The sequence below is a fragment of the Pantoea sp. X-Soil-MYKO-1785 genome (assembly GCF_059730675.1).
Window position 1 is genome coordinate 450,332 of the sequence record NZ_AP036000.1, and the last position, 18,794, is coordinate 469,125.

General features: G+C 55.0%; 15 protein-coding genes and 2 tRNA genes. 14 read left to right on the top strand and 3 right to left on the bottom strand.

The window, feature by feature from the left end; genetic code table 11:
* Positions 1 to 12 precede the first annotated feature (12 nt).
* Positions 13 to 1,230 carry an enterochelin esterase gene (gene fes / locus AC6I8D_RS02030; protein ID WP_497819573.1) on the bottom strand — a complete coding sequence of 406 codons (1,218 nt, stop codon included), beginning with the start codon at positions 1,228 to 1,230 and terminating at the stop codon, positions 13 to 15.
* A gap of 253 nt (positions 1,231 to 1,483) precedes the next feature.
* On the opposite strand from fes, the gene AC6I8D_RS02035 reads away from it, so the two are divergent.
* Positions 1,484 to 3,745 (top strand): TonB-dependent siderophore receptor, encoded by a 2,262-nt coding sequence (locus tag AC6I8D_RS02035; protein WP_497819574.1) that lies wholly within the window; start codon positions 1,484 to 1,486, stop codon positions 3,743 to 3,745.
* 305 nt (positions 3,746 to 4,050) lie between these two features.
* On the opposite strand, the gene dacB is transcribed toward AC6I8D_RS02035, so the two are convergent.
* Entirely contained in the window at positions 4,051 to 5,484 is a 1,434-nt protein-coding gene (dacB, locus tag AC6I8D_RS02040; RefSeq protein WP_312055278.1) for a serine-type D-Ala-D-Ala carboxypeptidase, read from the bottom strand.
* A 248-nt stretch (positions 5,485 to 5,732) separates the two neighbouring features.
* On the opposite strand from dacB, the gene greA reads away from it, so the two are divergent.
* Positions 5,733 to 6,209 carry a transcription elongation factor GreA gene (greA, locus tag AC6I8D_RS02045; RefSeq protein WP_031375419.1) on the top strand — a complete coding sequence of 159 codons (477 nt, stop codon included), beginning with the start codon at positions 5,733 to 5,735 and terminating at the stop codon, positions 6,207 to 6,209.
* A gap of 106 nt (positions 6,210 to 6,315) precedes the next feature.
* On the opposite strand, the gene yhbY is transcribed toward greA, so the two are convergent.
* On the bottom strand, positions 6,316 to 6,609 hold the full coding sequence (yhbY, locus tag AC6I8D_RS02050) for a ribosome assembly RNA-binding protein YhbY (protein WP_010251809.1): 294 nt from the start codon (positions 6,607 to 6,609) through the stop codon (positions 6,316 to 6,318).
* Between the two features lie 127 nt (positions 6,610 to 6,736).
* On the opposite strand from yhbY, the gene rlmE reads away from it, so the two are divergent.
* The 12 genes from rlmE (at position 6,737) to truB (ending at position 18,779) form a co-directional block, all read left to right on the top strand.
* Positions 6,737 to 7,366, top strand: a complete 630-nt coding sequence (rlmE, locus tag AC6I8D_RS02055; protein ID WP_031375418.1) for a 23S rRNA (uridine(2552)-2'-O)-methyltransferase RlmE — start codon at positions 6,737 to 6,739, stop codon at positions 7,364 to 7,366.
* 113 nt (positions 7,367 to 7,479) lie between these two features.
* On the top strand, positions 7,480 to 9,408 hold the full coding sequence (ftsH, locus tag AC6I8D_RS02060) for an ATP-dependent zinc metalloprotease FtsH (RefSeq protein WP_031375417.1): 1,929 nt from the start codon (positions 7,480 to 7,482) through the stop codon (positions 9,406 to 9,408).
* Positions 9,409 to 9,488: 80 nt separating this feature from the next.
* Complete coding sequence (gene folP, locus AC6I8D_RS02065) at positions 9,489 to 10,322, top strand: dihydropteroate synthase (RefSeq protein WP_031375416.1); 834 nt, start codon at positions 9,489 to 9,491, stop codon at positions 10,320 to 10,322.
* 2 nt (positions 10,323 to 10,324) lie between these two features.
* Complete coding sequence (gene glmM / locus AC6I8D_RS02070; protein WP_312055276.1) at positions 10,325 to 11,659, top strand: phosphoglucosamine mutase; 1,335 nt, start codon at positions 10,325 to 10,327, stop codon at positions 11,657 to 11,659.
* Between the two features lie 217 nt (positions 11,660 to 11,876).
* On the top strand, positions 11,877 to 12,215 hold the full coding sequence (secG, locus tag AC6I8D_RS02075; protein ID WP_159860389.1) for a preprotein translocase subunit SecG: 339 nt from the start codon (positions 11,877 to 11,879) through the stop codon (positions 12,213 to 12,215).
* Between the two features lie 37 nt (positions 12,216 to 12,252).
* Positions 12,253 to 12,339: transfer RNA gene (locus AC6I8D_RS02080), tRNA-Leu, on the top strand.
* A gap of 59 nt (positions 12,340 to 12,398) precedes the next feature.
* Positions 12,399 to 12,475 (top strand) — tRNA-Met (locus AC6I8D_RS02085).
* Between the two features lie 211 nt (positions 12,476 to 12,686).
* Positions 12,687 to 13,139: a ribosome maturation factor RimP gene (rimP, locus tag AC6I8D_RS02090; protein WP_031375413.1), complete on the top strand. Its 453-nt coding sequence runs from the start codon at positions 12,687 to 12,689 to the stop codon at positions 13,137 to 13,139.
* 24 nt (positions 13,140 to 13,163) lie between these two features.
* Positions 13,164 to 14,651, top strand: a complete 1,488-nt coding sequence (nusA, locus tag AC6I8D_RS02095) for a transcription termination factor NusA (RefSeq protein ID WP_031375412.1) — start codon at positions 13,164 to 13,166, stop codon at positions 14,649 to 14,651.
* Positions 14,652 to 14,668: 17 nt separating this feature from the next.
* Positions 14,669 to 17,362 carry a translation initiation factor IF-2 gene (gene infB / locus AC6I8D_RS02100; RefSeq protein ID WP_233985456.1) on the top strand — a complete coding sequence of 898 codons (2,694 nt, stop codon included), beginning with the start codon at positions 14,669 to 14,671 and terminating at the stop codon, positions 17,360 to 17,362.
* Between the two features lie 65 nt (positions 17,363 to 17,427).
* On the top strand, positions 17,428 to 17,835 hold the full coding sequence (gene rbfA, locus AC6I8D_RS02105) for a 30S ribosome-binding factor RbfA (protein WP_497820638.1): 408 nt from the start codon (positions 17,428 to 17,430) through the stop codon (positions 17,833 to 17,835).
* Complete coding sequence (gene truB / locus AC6I8D_RS02110; protein WP_312759838.1) at positions 17,835 to 18,779, top strand: tRNA pseudouridine(55) synthase TruB; 945 nt, start codon at positions 17,835 to 17,837, stop codon at positions 18,777 to 18,779. Before rbfA ends, truB begins: the two co-directional genes overlap by 1 nt.
* The last annotated feature ends 15 nt before the right edge of the window (positions 18,780 to 18,794 follow it).

An 18,794-nucleotide genomic window follows, 5' to 3' on the forward strand; every position in this document is an offset into this window, starting at 1 on the left:
GCAATAGGCGAATTACGGGTATTGCCACATTGCTTTTAATCCGGCCAGCAGGCCGCCGCGCCAGCAGAGCGCGTCGTGACCGCCTTCAAACTGCTGATAGCAGACCTGATGTCCGGCCGCGATTAAATCACGCTCAAATTGTTGATTTGCTGCCAGAATCAGCCGCTCACGTCGGCCTGCTTCAAGATAAAAGCGGCGCGGCGGTGCCTGCAGCAAACCTTGTTGTAGTTGTTGCGGTAGCCAGCCGTTGGGGTTACCGCGCGCCGGCCACCAGAAAGAGCCGGAAAGGCTGATGGCGGCACCAAAGGTCTCTGGCCAGCTTAAGGCGGCGTAAGCTGCGGAAAGTCCGCCAAAACTTTGTCCCGCCACCAGCGTGCTGTCGCCCTGCACCCGACAGGAGACGGTTTGCTGAATCAGCGGCAGGAGTTCGTGCTGCACCGCCAGCCAGAATTCGGCATTACAGGTCAGCTCGCGGCTGCGGTGTTCGCGATCGATAATGTCGATCATCGCATAAACTGCCGGCGGCAGTTCGCCTGCCGCGGTGAGTTGCCGCAGCGGACCGGCAATCGGCATGGTCTGCGCCCAGAACTGCCCATCCAGCAATAACGCCAGCGGGCGGTCGGCGGCAGGGGCCTCACCGCTGCAGTAAAGCCACACCGTGCGTTGATTACCCAGTCGTTCGCTGCGCCACTGCAGCGGTTGCAACGGAATAGCCGCCGGCTGGCCGCGATCAACATCGTGCCACACCGATTGAACGGGCGCCTGCGGCAGGTGCAGCGGTGAAACCCGCAGGCCGCGTCCGCCAGCCCAGTTGCGCAACGGGTTGAGCGGGTCCGCCTGCGCTGACGGGAATTTGCCGCTCCACCATTGACGCAGCGTCTGCATATCAGTCTGGCCGTCGAATTTCTCGGCCAGGCGATCGGGTATCAGGCAATAGCTGCCGCGCCAGTCAGCGGGCAGGGTGGTTTGCCACCACCAGACATCGGTATGGGGAACGCGTGTTAAGGAGGAGGGGGCGGCGGACTGATGGTGATCGGTCACGCCGGTGATGTTGATCCAGACGCGGCGGATCGCCGAGTGGGACTCATCACCGTGGGGATCACGCCAGAAGAAGGTGACCTGACAGGTGCCCTCTTCGCCGGGTTCAATCAAGGGAATGCCCTGTTGCTGCTGCTGTTGCCACCAGGCGTCACTGCCGGTCACTTCATTTAACCACGTCATACGCGCCATCAGTCGATCACTACACTTGATTAGGGGTGATGCATGTTATGAATAATACTATTGATAATTATTTTCATTTGCAATAGGGTGTTTCCGCTCTACAGGGAGCGCGCGCATCCTCTCTGCCGTATCGGGCTTCAGACCGGGACGAGGGTCTGTTGAAGATGGTCCGGAGAGAACTGGAATGCGTTGCAGGCAAGGTACTTACCTTTTCACCGGCGCGCCGGCAGTGGCCTTTCGCTGGCAATCCAGGAATAAAAAAATGAAAAAGTTATCCCGGCTTTCGTTAGCCATTATGATTGAACTTGGCGTCACCACCTCTCTCATTTCTACCGGCGCAGCAGCAGCTGCTACTGACCCGGGCATCACCAGCAACGCATCCGATACCGCCAGTGACAACACCATGATGGTGACCGCCGCCGAGCAAACGCTTCAGGCACCCGGTGTGTCGACCATCACCGCCGACGAAATCAAAAAACATCCGCCTGCTCGCGACGTCTCTGAAATCATTCGTACCATGCCCGGCGTTAACCTGACCGGTAACTCCACCAGCGGCCAGCGTGGGAATAACCGTCAGATCGATATCCGCGGCATGGGGCCGGAAAACACCCTGATCCTGGTGGATGGCTTGCCGGTAACCAGCCGCAACTCGGTGCGTCTGGGCTGGCGCGGCGAGCGTGACACGCGCGGCGACAGCAACTGGGTTCCGCCTGAGATGATTGATCATATCGAAGTGATTCGCGGTCCGGCGGCGGCCCGTTACGGTAACGGCGCGGCTGGTGGGGTGGTGAATATCATCACCAAAAAAGCGCTGGATAATCAGTGGCACGGCTCGTGGAGCGCCTATTACAACGTACCGCAGCATAAAGATGAAGGCGCCACCCGACGCACTAATTTTAGCCTCGAAGGGCCGTTAGGCGACGACTTCAGCTTCCGGCTGTATGGCGGACTGGCAAAAACCCAGGCCGACGCGTACGACATTAATGAAGGGCATGCTGCCCAGCGAACCGGCTCCTATGCTGGCTCCTATCCGGCTGGCCGTGAAGGCTCGGTCAATAAAGATGTCCATGCCTTACTGCGCTGGGCTTTTGCGCCGATGCAGGCACTGGAGTTGGGTGCCGGTTACAGTCGGCAGGGCAACCTGTATGCCGGTGATACACAGAACACCAACACCAACGCGCTGGTAAAAAGTAAATACGGTGATGAGACCAATCGCCTTTATCGGCAGAACTTCTCGCTGAAGTGGACCGGTGCCTGGGATAACGGCATCAGTACCAATACCTATGCGCAATATGAGAACACCCGCAACTCGCGCCTGAATGAAGGGCTGGCAGGTGGTACCGAGGGGATCTTCTCCAACAGCGACTTCAATACCATTCAGCTGGACGATGTACTGCTGCACAGTGAGGTCAGCATTCCGTTTGAATGGCTGGTCAATCAGACGGCCACCTTCGGCACCGAGTGGAACCAGCAGCGGATGAAAGACCCGTCATCGACCACCCAGGCGACCAGCAATGGTTCCATCCCAGGCATCGCCACCACCGGTCGCAGCCCCTATTCTCAGGCTGAAATCTTCTCACTGTTTGCAGAAGACAATATTGAACTGACCGACAGCACCATGCTGACGCCCGGCCTGCGTTTCGATCATCACTCCATCGCGGGTAACAACTGGAGCCCGTCGCTCAATCTGTCACAGGGATTAGGCGATGACTTCACGCTGAAAATGGGCATCGCCCGCGCCTACAAAGCGCCGAGCCTGTATCAGACCAACCCTAATTATCTGCTGTACAGTAACGGCCAGGGCTGCGCCTCTAGCGCCGGTGCCTGTTATCTGATGGGCAATGACGATTTGAAAGCGGAAAACAGCATCAATAAAGAGGTGGGGCTGGAGTGGAAGCATGAAGGCTATCAGGCCGGTCTGACCTGGTTCCGCAACGATTACCGCAATAAGATCGAGGCCGGCACGCTGCCAACCGGCACCGCCTCGAACGGAACGACCGACATCTATAAGTGGGAAAACGTGCCGAAAGCGGTGGTGGAAGGGCTGGAAGGGACGGTTAACGTGCCGTTCTCAGATAGCGTGAGCTGGAACAATAACTTCACCTACATGCTGCAGAGTAAGAACAAAGAGACCGGCGATCGTCTGTCGGTGATCCCGGAATACACGCTTAACTCGACGCTGAGCTGGCAGGCAACGCAGGATCTGTCACTGCAAACCACGCTGACCTGGTACGGCAAACAGGTGCCGAAAAAGTATGACTATAAAGGCAATCCGGTTACCGGCAGCGCCACCGATGAGGTAAGTCCTTACTCAGTGGTCGGCATGAGCGGCACCTATGACGTCAACAAATATGCCAGCGTCACGGTGGGGATCGACAATCTGTTCGATAAGCGCCACTTCCGCGAAGGCAATGCGCAGACTACCGGTAACGCCAACACCGGCGCGTATCTGTACGGTGCCGGTGCCAACACCTTTAACGAGTCGGGCCGTACTTACTATATGAGTGTGAACACCCGCTTCTGATGGGTTTAGCCATCACCAGACCCGGATGAATCCGGCCGAAGAGATAAGCTCGACGCGCAGGGAACAGGGGCAGAGTAGGGACGCGTCCCGTGCCATGCCCAAAAACGCCAGGCGTGGGCCGACGTCGGGCGTATTTCAGGGATGAGGCAGGTAATCGCACAGGCCGGACGGTCAGGGATGGGCTTAAGCGTTTTTCCGAGCTGCCCCTGTTTCCAGTGCAGGCTCGGTCTCATCGCTGACGGGGCCAGACTTTATTAACAAACGCAGCAGGTTAATCGCCTGCTGCGTTTTTTTTCGCTGCTTAATCAGTTGTTCTGATTAATATCCCGGTAGAGCCGGCTCTCAAAACGCACCAGCGGAATACGGCGGGTACGCTGATCTTCCGGTGGAACCGCATAGCCGGAAAGGAACTGTACAAAGGCGACTCGGGTGCCACTTGAGGTGGTGATAAAGCCCGCCAGGTTATAAACCCCCTGCAGTGAGCCGGTTTTCGCTGAAACTTTGCCATCCAGTCCCGCTTCATGCAGTCCGCCGCGGTACTGCAGCGTGCCGTCATAACCGGCCAGTGGCAGCATCGAGATATAATCCAGCGTGCTGTCATTTTTCGCAATGTACTGCAGCACCTGCATCATAGTTTGCGGCGAAATCAGGTCATGACGCGACAGGCCGGAACCATCGACCTGAATGCTGTTGCCCATGTCGATATTGGCTTTGGCTTTCAGGATCCGGCGAACCGCATCCTGGCCGGCGCGGAAGGTCCCAGGCACGTTGAAGTAGTGATGACCAATGGTGCGAAACACCGTGTCGGCAATCATGTTGTCAGACTTCTTCAGCATGGTATGCAGCAGCGTGTGCAACGGTGCCGACTGGGTGGAGGCCAGTACCGTGCCCGGCTCGGTGACCAGAGACTGACGCACCAGATGCCCGCTGTAATCGATATCTGCCGCACGCAGTTCCGCTTTCAGGATCTCGCCAGCCCAGGCAGCGTCATCCTGAACCGCAAACGCCAGCGGCAGTGGTTCGGCACGTTGACGCATGCAGCCGGTCAGGGTGTAGCGGTTCAGCTCACCCGGCACTACGTCGAGTTCGCAATATTGTCCTTCGCCACTGTTGCGGCCAATGGTGCGCACCTGGCTGTACATATGCGCCGGGTAATAGGAGGCGATACGCACAAACGCATTCTCGCCCGGCGTGTTAGCGCTGTAGAGCGAGACAGAGAAACAGTTTTTATCGACGATAGCCGCACCCGGCGGGGCGCTGAAGCATTGGGTCAGGTCGTTCCACGGCCAGCCTGGTGCCATGTCATGACTGGCAAACACCGAGGTATCAATCACCAGATTGCCTTTAATATGGGTGATGCCCTGCTTCTTTAACCCGGCCACCATATTGCGCAGATCCTGCCGGCTTAAGGTGGGATCGCCAGCAAAACGCGCCACTAAATCTCCGTTCAGCGTGCCATCAACCAGCGCGCCTTTGGTCTCAAAGGTGGTCTGAAAACGGTAGTCTCCGCCCAGTTCCAGTAACGCCGCCAGCGCCGTCACTACCTTCATGGTACTGGCGGGCAACGCCATCTGTTTTCCGTGGTAATCAATAATCGGGGTTGATGCACCCACTTTCTGCACCATCAGCGCCAGATTGGCGCCGTCTGGCAGATACTGCATGTATTCATCAACTGGCGCTGCTTGTGCCTGCAGCATAAATGCACAGGTTAATCCGGTAACAAGTCGTGAAAATCGCATAATCTCGCGGTAACTGGCAGGTGAAGCCGTCAATACTACGTCGCTGGACGGTGGAAAGTAAACGATGACCCGCAGGGAACTCTGGGGTAAAATACGTATCAAATTGCAAAACCCTTTTCTGGCCTGGAATACTGTCCGGGTCAGGATTCTTTTGTTTGCAAAACCGGCTAATGCGTCGCAGAACGCTTTTTTCTGCAGTCACCGGTCAGGATGACACCGTTAAACAGGATAGATGACGAGGAGCTTAAATGAATCAGATTCCGATGACGTTAAGAGGCGCAGAAAGACTGCGCGAAGAGCTGAACGAGCTGAAAACCGTGAAGCGTCCGCGCATTATTGCCTCTATCGCTGACGCGCGCGAGCATGGCGACCTGAAAGAGAACGCGGAATATCATGCCGCACGTGAAGAGCAGGGCTTTTGTGAAGGCCGCATTCAGGAGATTGAAGCCAAACTCTCCAATGCACAGGTGATTGACGTCACCCAGATGCCGAAAACCGGCCGGGTCATTTTTGGCGCGACGGTAACGGTTCTGAATATCGATACCGACGAAGAGTCGACCTATCGTATCGTGGGTGATGACGAGGCTGACTTTAAGCAAAATCTGATTTCGGTAAATTCACCGATGGCGCGTGGCCTGGTGGGTAAAGAGGCAGATGACGTGGCGATTATCAAAACCCCTGGCGGCGATGTCGAATACGAAATCCTGAAGGTGGAATACCTTTAAGATGTTGCTACGCTTTGAAATGCGTTAAAGCACAATGTAAAGAAAGGAAAAAGGCCGCATTGCGGCCTTTTATCTGAGGTAAGAGCATGGCACTTTCTTTGCCCACTTAACGTGGCAGAGAAATCTTGCTCTCTTTAGACGGGCGATACAGCACCAGCGTTTTGCCGATCACCTGTACGTTGCTGGCACCGGTTTCACGCACGATCGCCTCAACGATCAGCTGCTTAGTTTCACGATCTTCTGAGGCGATTTTCACCTTAATCAGTTCGTGATGCGACAGAGCCTGCTCGATTTCGGCCAGCACGCCTTCAGTCAGGCCATTGCCACCCAGCATAACCACCGGCTTGAGCGGATGGGCGAGGCCCTTGAGGTGCTGTTTTTGTTTGGTACTTAGATTCATCGTAGTTTTTTACTTACTCAGGGATTGAAAACGGTTCATTCTACCGCCATCTCGGGTATATCACCAAATCGACGCAACCCATTGCGTGCAGGTTTATCGCTACGATGACGATTTAGTTGGAAATATTATGACGGGTAAAAAGCGTTCGGCCAGCTCCAGCCGCTGGCTTCAGGAACACTTTAGCGATAAATATGTGCTTCAGGCGCAGAAAAAAGGGTTGCGTTCGCGCGCCTGGTTTAAACTTGATGAAATACAACAGGGTGACAAGCTTTTCAAACCCGGCATGACCGTGGTAGATCTGGGTGCTGCACCCGGTGGCTGGTCACAATATGTGGTACAGCAAATTGGGAACAAAGGGCGCGTTATTGCCTGTGATATCCTGCCTATGGATCCGATTGTCGGTGTCGATTTCCTTCAGGGTGATTTTCGTGAAGAATCGGTGATCAATGCGCTGCTTGAGCGCGTTGGCGATCAGAAAGTTCAGGTTGTCATGTCAGATATGGCACCGAATATGAGTGGTACACCTGCCGTAGATATTCCCCGGTCGATGTATTTAGTCGAGCTGGCGCTGGAAATGTGTCGGGATATCCTGGCACCCGGCGGCAGCTTTGTAGTGAAAGTGTTTCAGGGAGATGGCTTCGATGAATACCTGCGGGAAATTCGCTCCCTGTTTACGAAAGTGAAAATTCGTAAGCCGGACGCTTCACGGTCACGTTCACGTGAAGTGTACATTGTGGCGACTGGGCGCAAACTATAACCAGATTGCTGGAGTAGTCCGCAGTTTTGCTGCGATTCCATGTATGAAGGATCTATAGTACCCTACGCTATCTGTTAACACCGTTGTAATATGAGGTTAATCCCTTGAGTGACATGGCGAAAAACCTGATTCTCTGGTTAGTCATCGCGGTCGTGCTGATGTCAGTATTCCAGAGCTTTGGGCCCAGCGAGTCGAATGGCCGTAGGGTTGATTATTCAACCTTCCTGTCGGAAGTGAACCAGGATCAGGTCCGCGAGGCACGTATTAACGGGCGTGAAATTAACGTTATTAAAAAAGACAGCAATAAATACACCACCTACATTCCTGTCAATGATCCCAAGTTGCTCGATAACCTCTTGACCAAAAACGTCAAAGTGGTTGGCGAACCACCGGAAGAGCCAAGCCTGCTGGCGTCGATCTTCATTTCGTGGTTCCCGATGCTGCTGCTGATCGGGGTGTGGATCTTCTTTATGCGCCAGATGCAGGGCGGCGGCGGCAAGGGCGCGATGTCCTTCGGCAAGAGTAAAGCCCGCATGCTGACCGAAGACCAGATTAAAACCACCTTCGCCGACGTTGCAGGCTGTGACGAAGCGAAAGAGGAAGTTGCCGAACTGGTGGAATATCTGCGGGAGCCGAGCCGTTTCCAGAAGCTGGGCGGTAAGATTCCGAAAGGCGTACTGATGGTCGGTCCTCCGGGTACCGGTAAAACGTTACTGGCGAAAGCGATTGCCGGTGAAGCGAAAGTGCCTTTCTTTACCATCTCCGGTTCTGACTTCGTTGAAATGTTTGTCGGCGTCGGTGCATCTCGTGTGCGTGACATGTTCGAACAGGCCAAAAAAGCGGCACCGTGCATCATCTTCATCGATGAAATCGATGCGGTGGGCCGTCAGCGTGGCGCCGGTTTAGGCGGTGGTCATGATGAACGTGAACAGACCCTGAACCAGATGCTGGTTGAGATGGATGGTTTCGAAGGTAACGAAGGTATTATCGTTATCGCCGCAACTAACCGTCCTGACGTGCTTGACCCGGCGCTGCTGCGTCCAGGCCGCTTCGACCGTCAGGTGGTAGTGGGCTTGCCAGACGTACGTGGCCGTGAGCAGATTCTGAAAGTGCATATGCGCCGTGTGCCACTGGCGACTGATATTGACGCGGCAATCATTGCGCGCGGTACGCCTGGCTTCTCCGGTGCCGACCTGGCTAACCTTGTCAACGAAGCGGCGCTGTTTGCTGCCCGTTCGAACAAGCGTGTGGTGTCGATGGTTGAGTTTGAGAAAGCGAAAGACAAAATCATGATGGGGGCAGAACGTCGCTCCATGGTGATGACGGAAGCGCAGAAAGAGTCAACCGCGTATCACGAAGCCGGTCACGCGATTATTGGTCGACTGGTGCCTGAGCACGATCCGGTGCACAAAGTGACCATCATTCCACGCGGCCGTGCGCTGGGTGTGACCTTCTTCCTGCCTGAAGGCGACGCGATCAGCGCCAGCCGTCAGAAACTGGAAAGCCAGATTTCGACGCTGTACGGCGGTCGTCTGGCAGAAGAGATCATCTATGGTGCTGAACATGTTTCTACCGGTGCGTCGAATGACATTAAAGTCGCGACCAACCTGGCACGTAACATGGTGACGCAGTGGGGCTTCTCAGAAAAACTGGGTCCACTGCTGTATGCCGAAGAAGAGGGGGAAGTGTTCCTCGGACGTTCAGTCGCGAAAGCGAAACATATGTCCGATGAAACAGCCCGCATTATCGACCAGGAAGTTAAGCACCTGATCGACAGCAACTACCAGCGTGCTCGCCGCATTCTGGGTGAGAACATGGACATCCTTCACGCGATGAAAGACGCGCTGATGAAGTATGAAACCATTGATGCACCGCAGATCGACGACCTGATGGCGCGCCGCGAAGTGCGTCCGCCAGCGGGCTGGGAAGACCCAGGCAGCAGCAACTCTGACAGCAACGGCACGCCAAAGGCGCCGCGTCCGGTCGATGAACCGCGTACGCCAAACCCAGGCAACACCATGTCAGAACAGTTTGATAAATAAGACGTTACCTCGTCAGACAAAACCCCGGCTGGTCCGGGGTTTTTTACATCCAGATATTGATCAGCAAGGAGTGATTCGCCATGAAGTTGTTCGCCGGTGATTCCCATCTCGATTTATCATTTCCCCATGTGATGGGTATTTTGAATGTCACGCCCGACTCCTTTTCCGATGGCGGTAAACATAACGCGCTGGTCGATGCGCTCACCCACACCAATGAGATGGTCAATGCCGGCGCGACCATTATCGATGTCGGCGGTGAGTCGACCCGTCCGGGGGCCGATGAGGTCAGCGTCGAGCAGGAGCTGGAGCGGGTCATCCCGGTGGTCGAAGCGATTGCCCAACGTTTTGAGGTCTGGATCTCGGTCGATACCTCTAAAGCTGAGGTGATCCGCGAATCAGCGCGAGTGGGCGCTCACATCATTAACGACGTGCGTTCGCTCTCAGAGCCGGGTGCGCTGGAAGCCGCGGCAGCGACCGGCCTGCCGGTCTGTTTAATGCATATGCAGGGTGAACCACGCACCATGCAGCAGGCGCCGCACTATGAAAACATCCTGCACGAAGTGGACACTTACTTCGCGCAGCAGATCGCGCGTTGCGAAGCGGCGGGAATTAAAAAAGAGCGGCTGATACTCGACCCGGGCTTCGGTTTCGGTAAAAATCTTAGCCACAACTATGAACTGCTGGCTCATCTCAGCGATTTTCACCATTTCGGCCTGCCGCTGCTGGTGGGCATGTCGCGCAAATCGATGATAGGTCAGTTGTTGAATGTCGGTCCGTCACAGCGTTTAACCGGCAGCCTGAGCTGTGCGGTGATCGCCGCGATGCAGGGCGCACAGATTATTCGCGCCCATGATGTTAAAGAGACGGCCGAAGCGATGCGCGTGGTCGAAGCGACCCGAAGAGCAAAAGGATAATCATGAGTAATCGTAAATATTTCGGTACAGATGGCATTCGTGGCAAAGTCGGTGAAGCGCCAATCACCCCTGATTTCGTCCTTAAGCTGGGCTGGGCCGCAGGGAAAGTGCTGGCGCGTCACGGTTCGAAAAAGATCATTATCGGCAAGGATACCCGCATCTCCGGCTATATGCTGGAGTCGGCCTTAGAAGCCGGTCTGGCGGCTGCGGGCCTGACCGCCGCCTTTACCGGACCGATGCCGACCCCGGCCATCGCCTACCTGACCCGCACGTTCCGCGCTGAAGCGGGGATTGTGATTTCGGCGTCGCATAACCCGTTCGACGATAACGGTATTAAATTCTTCTCCTCCGAAGGCACCAAGTTGCCGGATGACGTGGAAGAAGCGATCGAACTGGAGATGGAAAAACCGATTACCTGTGTCGAATCCGCCTTACTGGGCCGCGCCAGCCGCATCGTTGACGCCGCCGGACGTTACATCGAATTCTGTAAGGGCACCTTCCCAAGCGAACTCAACCTTAACGGCCTGAAAATCGTGGTCGACTGCGCCAACGGGGCCACCTACCACATAGCACCGAATGTATTGCGTGAGCTGGGCGCTACGGTGATTGCCATTGCCACCCAGCCGGATGGGATGAACATCAACAAAGAGTGCGGCGCTACCGATTTGAAGCTGCTGCAACAGCGGGTGCTGGCAGAGAAAGCGGATATCGGTCTGGCTTACGATGGCGACGGCGATCGCATCATGATGATTGACCATCTGGGCGAAAAGGTGGATGGCGACCAGATCCTCTACATCATTGCGCGCGAAGGACTGCGTCAGGGCCAGCTGCGCGGCGGCGTGGTCGGTACGCTGATGAGCAATATGGGACTGGAGCTGGCGCTTAAGCAGCTCGGTATTCCGTTTGCCCGGGCAAAAGTGGGTGACCGCTACGTGCTGGAGAAGATGCAGGAGAAGGGCTGGCGGCTGGGGGCAGAAAACTCGGGCCATGTGATCCTGCTGGATAAAACCACCACCGGCGACGGCATCGTGGCAAGTTTGCAAGTACTTACTGCAATGGTACGCAACCATATGAGCCTGCACGATCTGTGCAGCGGCATGAAAATGCTGCCCCAGGTGCTGGTCAACGTCCGCTTCACCGGCGCAAGCGATCCATTACAGAGCGACGCGGTAAAAACCGTGACGGCAGAAGTGGAAAAAGCGCTGGCCGGTCGTGGCCGGGTGCTACTGCGCAAGTCAGGAACCGAGCCGTTGATTCGGGTGATGGTGGAAGGCGAGAATGAGGCGCAGGTAACCGAGCTGGCAAACCGTATCGCCGATCAGGTGAAGGCGTTTTAATCAGCTGACAGGCGGTTGGCAGGTTGCCGAACCGCCTGTAAAATCACCGGGATGGCGTTTTTTTCTGCAATCGGTTGGGGTGATGAAAATTGCACTTGCAGAGGTATCCGCCTTTGGTTAGTATTCACACCCGCTTCTGATGGGTGATGACGAGACTCCCCATCAATACTGGTTGAAGCTTTAACTGTACGATTATCGTGCAAGGAACAGGTTGAATATGTACGAAGCTCTTTTAGTTGTTTTCCTTATTGTAGCTATCGCCCTCGTGGGTATGATCATGCTGCAGCAAGGCAAAGGCGCTGATATGGGAGCCTCATTCGGTGCAGGCGCATCCGGTACGCTGTTTGGTTCTACGGGTTCAGGTAATTTTATGACGCGTACAACCGGCATCTTAGCGGCACTGTTCTTCATCATCAGCCTGGTTCTCGGTAACCTGAACAGTAATAAAGCCTCGAAAGGAAGCGAGTGGGAAAATCTTTCTGCGCCGGCGCAGTCTTCTCAACAGACTGAACAGCCAGCTCAACCGGCCACGCCGGGCAGCGATATTCCTAAGTAAGTTCGTCAACACAACGAATCGTTGTGGTCAGTGTAGTGCCGTGGTGGTGGAATTGGTAGACACGCTACCTTGAGGTGGTAGTGCCCGATTGGGCTTACGGGTTCAAGTCCCGTCCTCGGTACCAAATCTTAGTATTACTTGCATTTTATGCAGGTTTGGCGTATTATTCGCCACATTTTCGGACGCGGGGTGGAGCAGCCTGGTAGCTCGTCGGGCTCATAACCCGAAGGTCGTCGGTTCAAATCCGGCCCCCGCAACCACTTTCCCTTTGAGTTCTTTTTCAAATATACTGTGTGCATCGACGGACGCATTCACGGCTCATTTTTGAAAGAAAATTCTTTGGATGGAGTCCGAGCCGCGATGCGGCGTACAGGGTCCAGTGATTAAAAGCCCCGAATATTCGGGGTTTTTTGTTATTAGCGAATCGTAATACTGGGCTATAGGCCCTTTTTTTATGTCTTGGGGGTGGGCTTGTCCACATTAGAGCAAAAATTGACAGAGTTGGTATCGGCTCCGGTAGAAGCGCTGGGCTACGAACTGGTTGGAATTGAATTCGTTCGTGGTCGCACATCAACCCTGCGCATCTATATTGATAGTGAAGATGGCATCAATGTCGATGATTGCGCCGATGTCAGCCACCAGGTAAGTGCCGTAATGGATGTCGAAGATCCCATTACCGTACCTTACAACCTAGAAGTCTCCTCACCGGGACTCGATCGTCCTCTGTTCACCGCAGAACACTATGTCCGTTTTATGGGCGATGAAGTGAGTCTGGTGTTGCGTATGGCCGTTCAGAACCGCCGTAAATGGCAGGGAATCATCAAGTCAGTTGATGGCGAGATGATCACGGTGAACGTTGAGGGTAACGATGAAGTGTTCGCACTGAGTAATATTCAGAAAGCGAACCTGGTCCCCCACTTTTAAAAGTCCGGATTGAGGCTAACCAGGATGAACAAAGAGATCTTAGCTGTTGTAGAAGCCGTTTCTAACGAAAAAGCCCTGCCGCGTGAGAAAATCTTCGAAGCGCTGGAGAGCGCGCTGGCGACTGCGACCAAGAAAAAGTACGAGCAAGAAATTGACGTACGCGTCAGCATTGATCGCCGAAGTGGCGATTTCGATACTTTCCGCCGTTGGGAAATCGTAGAAGAGGTGACGCAGCCGACGCGCGAGATCACGCTGGATGCGGCCCGCTTCGAAGATGAAGCATTCAATCTGGGCGAATATGTCGAAGATCAGATTGAATCGGTCACCTTTGACCGTATCACCACCCAGACCGCTAAGCAGGTTATCGTGCAAAAAGTGCGCGAAGCTGAGCGCGCAATGGTGGTTGATCAGTTCCGTGAGCAGGAAGGCGAAATTATTACTGGCGTGGTGAAGAAAGTTAACCGCGACAATATTTCCCTCGATTTAGGCAGCAATGCCGAAGCGGTTATCCTGCGCGAAGATATGCTGCCGCGTGAGAATTTCCGCCCAGGCGACCGTATTCGCGGCGTGCTCTATTCGGTTCGCCCGGAAGCCCGTGGCGCGCAACTCTTCGTGACGCGTTCCAAACCGGAAATGCTGATTGAACTGTTCCGCATTGAAGTGCCAGAAATTGGCGAAGAAGTGATTGAAATTAAAGCCGCTGCTCGTGATCCGGGCTCGCGCGCTAAAATTGCAGTCAAGACCAACGACAAACGTATCGATCCGGTGGGTGCCTGTGTGGGCATGCGTGGCGCGCGTGTTCAGGCGGTTTCCAGTGAACTGGGCGGCGAGCGTATCGATATCGTGCTGTGGGACGACAACCCGGCGCAGTTTGTTATCAACGCCATGGCTCCGGCTGATGTGGCGTCAATCGTGGTTGATGAAGATAACCACACCATGGATATCGCTGTAGAAGCTGGCAATCTGGCTCAGGCGATCGGCCGTAACGGCCAAAACGTGCGTCTCGCTTCACAGCTGAGTGGCTGGGAGCTGAACGTAATGACCGTCGATGATCTGCAGGCCAAACATCAGGCTGAAGCACACGCAGCAATCGATATGTTCACCAAACATCTCGACATCGACGAAGAGTTCGCCACCGTACTGGTGGAAGAGGGCTTCTCTTCGCTGGAAGAACTGGCATACGTGCCAATCAACGAGCTGTTGGAAATTGACGGCCTCGACGAAGAGACCATTGAAGCCCTGCGTGAACGAGCAAAAAATGCGTTAACCACCCTGGCACTGGCGAAAGAAGAGAGCCTTGGTAACCAGCAGCCCGCTGAGGATCTTCTGAATCTTGAAGGTCTGGATCGTGCTCTGGCTTTCCGCCTGGCGTCGAAAGGCGTTTGCACGCTGGAAGATCTCGCTGAGCAAGGTGTTGACGATCTGACGGATATTGAAGGCATGTCTGATGAGCAAGCCGGCGCGCTGATTATGGCCGCCCGTAATATCTGCTGGTTCGGCGATGACGCGTAATAACAGGAAGGAACAGCATGACAGATGTAACCGTAAAATCGCTGGCCGCAGAAATTCAGACTCCGGTCGATCGCCTGGTACAGCAATTTGCTGATGCGGGGATCCCTAAGTCTGAAAATGACGCAGTGACCCAGCACGAGAAAGAAACCTTATTGTCTCACCTGAATCGTGAGCACGGTCAGGTCGGTTCAGCTAAGCTGACGCTGCAGCGTAAAACGCGCAGCACCTTGAATATTCCAGGCACCGGGGGTAAAAGTAAGTCGGTGCAAATCGAAGTCCGCAAAAAGCGCACATACGTGAAAGGTGATGCAGAGTCTGAGCAAGCTCAGGCCGAAGCAGAAGCCGAGGCGCAGCGTGAAGCGGAAGAGCAGGCGCAACGCGAGGCTGAAGAAAAAGCCCGTCGCGAAGCTGAACAGAAAGCGCAACGTGAAGCCGAAGAGAAAGCCAAGCGCGAAGCCGCTGACAAGGCCAAACGTGCAGCAGCGGAAAATGAGAAAGTGACAAATCAACCTACCGACGAAGTGACCAAGGCTGCGCAGTCCGATAAAGCCCGTCGCGAAGCTGAAGCTGCCGAACTGAAGCGTAAAGCTGAAGAAGAAGCCCGCCGTAAGCTTGAAGAGGCTGCCCGCCTCGTAGCAGAAGAAGCCCGCCGTCTGGCCGAAGAGAAGTCAGCTGAATGGGAAAAACCGGAAGAAGAGGATAAAGGCGACTATCACGTCACCACTTCGACCCATGCCCGCCAGGCTGAAGACGAAAATGACCGTCAGGTTGAAGCGGGCCGTGCGCGTGCGCGTACTACCGCTAAAGCTGCGCGTCCGGCGAAAAAAGGCAACAAACATTCTGAAGCCAAAACTGACCGTGAAGAAGCGCGTGCGCAGATTCGTGGTGGTAAAGGCGGTAAGCATCGCAAACCAAGCGCCTTGCAGCAGGGCTTTAACAAGCCAGCCCAGGCGGTTAACCGCGATGTGGTGATTGGCGAAACCATCACCGTAGCCGAACTGGCTAACAAAATGGCGGTGAAAGGTTCTCTGGTCATCAAAGCGATGATGAAGATGGGCGCTATGGCGACTATCAACCAGGTTATCGATCAGGAAACTGCACAACTCGTTGCCGAAGAAATGGGCCACAAAGTGACCCTGCGTCGTGAAAACGAGCTGGAAGAAGCGGTAATGGACGATCGTGATACCGATGCAGCGCAGGAATCTCGCGCACCGGTTGTGACCATCATGGGCCACGTCGACCACGGTAAAACCTCACTGCTGGACTACATCCGCTCGACCAAAATCGCCTCTGGCGAAGCGGGCGGCATTACTCAGCACATCGGTGCATACCACGTTGAAACCGATAACGGTATGGTCACCTTCCTCGACACCCCAGGCCACGCCGCGTTTACCGCGATGCGTGCACGTGGTGCGCAGGCGACTGACATCGTTATCCTGGTAGTGGCAGCAGATGATGGCGTGATGCCACAGACTGTCGAAGCTATTCAGCACGCCAAAGCGGCCAAAGTGCCGGTTGTGGTTGCGGTGAACAAGTGTGACAAGCCTGAAGCCGATCCGGATCGCGTTAAAAACGAACTGACTCAGTACGGTATCATTCCGGAAGAGTGGGGCGGCGAAAACATGTTCGTCAACGTGTCTGCGAAAGCGGGTACCGGCATTGACGATCTGCTTAACGCTATCCTGCTGCAGGCGGAAGTGCTGGAACTGACCGCTATCCGTGAAGGTATGGCGAGCGGCGTGGTAATCGAATCGTTCCTCGACAAAGGTCGTGGTCCGGTTGCGACCGTGCTGGTACGTGAAGGTACGCTGAACAAAGGCGACATCGTGCTGTGTGGCTTCGAGTATGGCCGCGTTCGTGCAATGCGTGACGAACTGGGTCGCGAAGTGATGGAAGCGGGTCCGTCTATCCCGGTTGAGATTCTGGGTCTGTCTGGCGTGCCGGCTGCCGGTGATGAAGCGACCGTGGTCCGTGACGAGAAGAAAGCGCGTGAAGTGGCACTTTATCGTCAGGGCAAATTCCGCGAAGTTAAACTGGCTCGCCAGCAGAAATCTAAGCTGGAGAACATGTTTGCTAACATGACCGAAGGCGAAGTGTCTGAACTGAACATCGTGCTGAAAGCCGACGTTCAGGGTTCTGTGGAAGCGATCTCCGACTCCCTGCTGAAACTCTCCACCGACGAAGTGAAGGTGAAGATTGTCGGTTCAGGCGTGGGCGGGATCACCGAAACCGATGCGACGCTGGCTGCAGCATCTAACGCCATCCTGCTCGGCTTTAACGTCCGTGCCGATGCGTCTGCGCGTCGCGTCATCGATGCAGAAAGCCTGGATCTGCGCTACTACTCCGTCATCTATAACCTGATTGACGAAGTGAAAGCGGCGATGAGCGGTATGCTGGCTCCGGAATACAAACAGCAGATCATTGGTCTGGCTGAAGTCCGCGACGTGTTCAAATCACCGAAATTCGGTGCAGTGGCAGGTTGTATGGTGACCGAAGGCAACATCAAGCGTCACAATCCAATCCGCGTCCTGCGTGACAACGTGGTGATTTACGAAGGCGAGCTGGAATCTCTGCGTCGCTTTAAAGATGACGTCAACGAAGTGCGTAACGGCATGGAGTGCGGTATCGGCGTGAAGAACTACAATGACGTCCGTGTCGGCGATATGATTGAAGTCTTTGAAGTGATTGAAGTTAAACGCACCATCGCGTAAGTCACTGCTGATGTGATGCAATTTGGGAGGCCATTGGCCTCCCGAATTATTTGGGAGAAATAATGATGGCGAAAGAATTTGGTCGCCCGCAGCGCGTTTCACAAGAGCTGCAAAAAGAGATTGCGATGATCCTGCAGCGTGAGATCAAAGATCCGCGTCTCGGCATGATGGTCACCGTCTCCGGTGTTGAAGTGTCACGTGACCTGGCCTACGCCAAAGTGTTCGTGACCTTCCTGAATGATAAAGATGAAGAAGCGGTAAAAAATGGCCTGAAAGCGCTGAAAGAAGCTTCAGGTTACATCCGCATTCTGCTCGGCAAAGCGATGCGCCTGCGTATCGTGCCGGAGCTGACCTTCTTCTACGACAACTCGTTGATCGAAGGGATGCGCATGTCTAACCTCGTCAGCAGCGTCGTGAAAAACGATGCTGAGCGCCGTGGCTCTGACGCCACCGGTGAAGACGAGGAGGCGTAATGAGTCGTCCGCGTCGTCGCGGTCGCGACGTCCATGGCGTGTTGTTGCTGGATAAGCCACAAGGCGTTTCGTCGAATGATGTGCTGCAGAAAGTGAAGCGTATTTTTAACGCCAACCGTGCAGGACATACCGGCGCGCTTGATCCGCTGGCGACCGGCATGCTGCCGATTTGCCTGGGTGAAGCAACCAAGTTTTCACAGTATCTGCTGGACTCCGATAAGCGTTATCGGGTGATTGCTCGCCTTGGCGAGCGCACTGATACCTCTGATGCCGATGGCAACGTGGTGCAGACGCGCCCGGTGAGTTTCAGTCAGGCAGACCTGGATACGGCACTGGACAGTTTCCGCGGCGAAACGCTGCAGGTGCCGTCAATGTTTTCTGCGTTAAAGCATCAGGGCCGTCCGCTGTATGAATATGCGCGTCAGGGCATTGAGATTGCGCGCGAGCCGCGTCCGATCACCGTCTACGAATTGCAATTTATTCGCTGGGAAGGGGATGAACTGGAGCTGGAAATTCACTGCTCCAAAGGGACCTATATCCGCACTATCATTGATGATCTGGGCGAGAAGCTCGGCTGCGGTGCGCACGTTATCATGCTGCGTCGGGTGCAGGTTGCACGCTACCCGTATGAGCGGATGGTCACGCTGGAACAGCTCAACAGTTTACTGACTGAGGCGACCGAAGCCGGTATTCCGCTGGAAACCCAGCTGGATCCGCTGCTGCTGCCGATGGACAGTCCCGCTGCAGACTTCCCTGAAGTGAATTTGTTGTCTGCCGTCGCGGCGTACTTCAAACAGGGACAGCCGGTGCAGGCCAGCAACGTGCCGGCGCAGGGACTGGTCCGGGTCACCGAAGGCGAAGCGCGTAAATTTATCGGCATGGCGGAAATCGCCGACGATGGCCGCGTGGCGCCCCGGCGTTTAGTGGTTGAGTATCAGGATTAAGCGGCGTGACGTTTT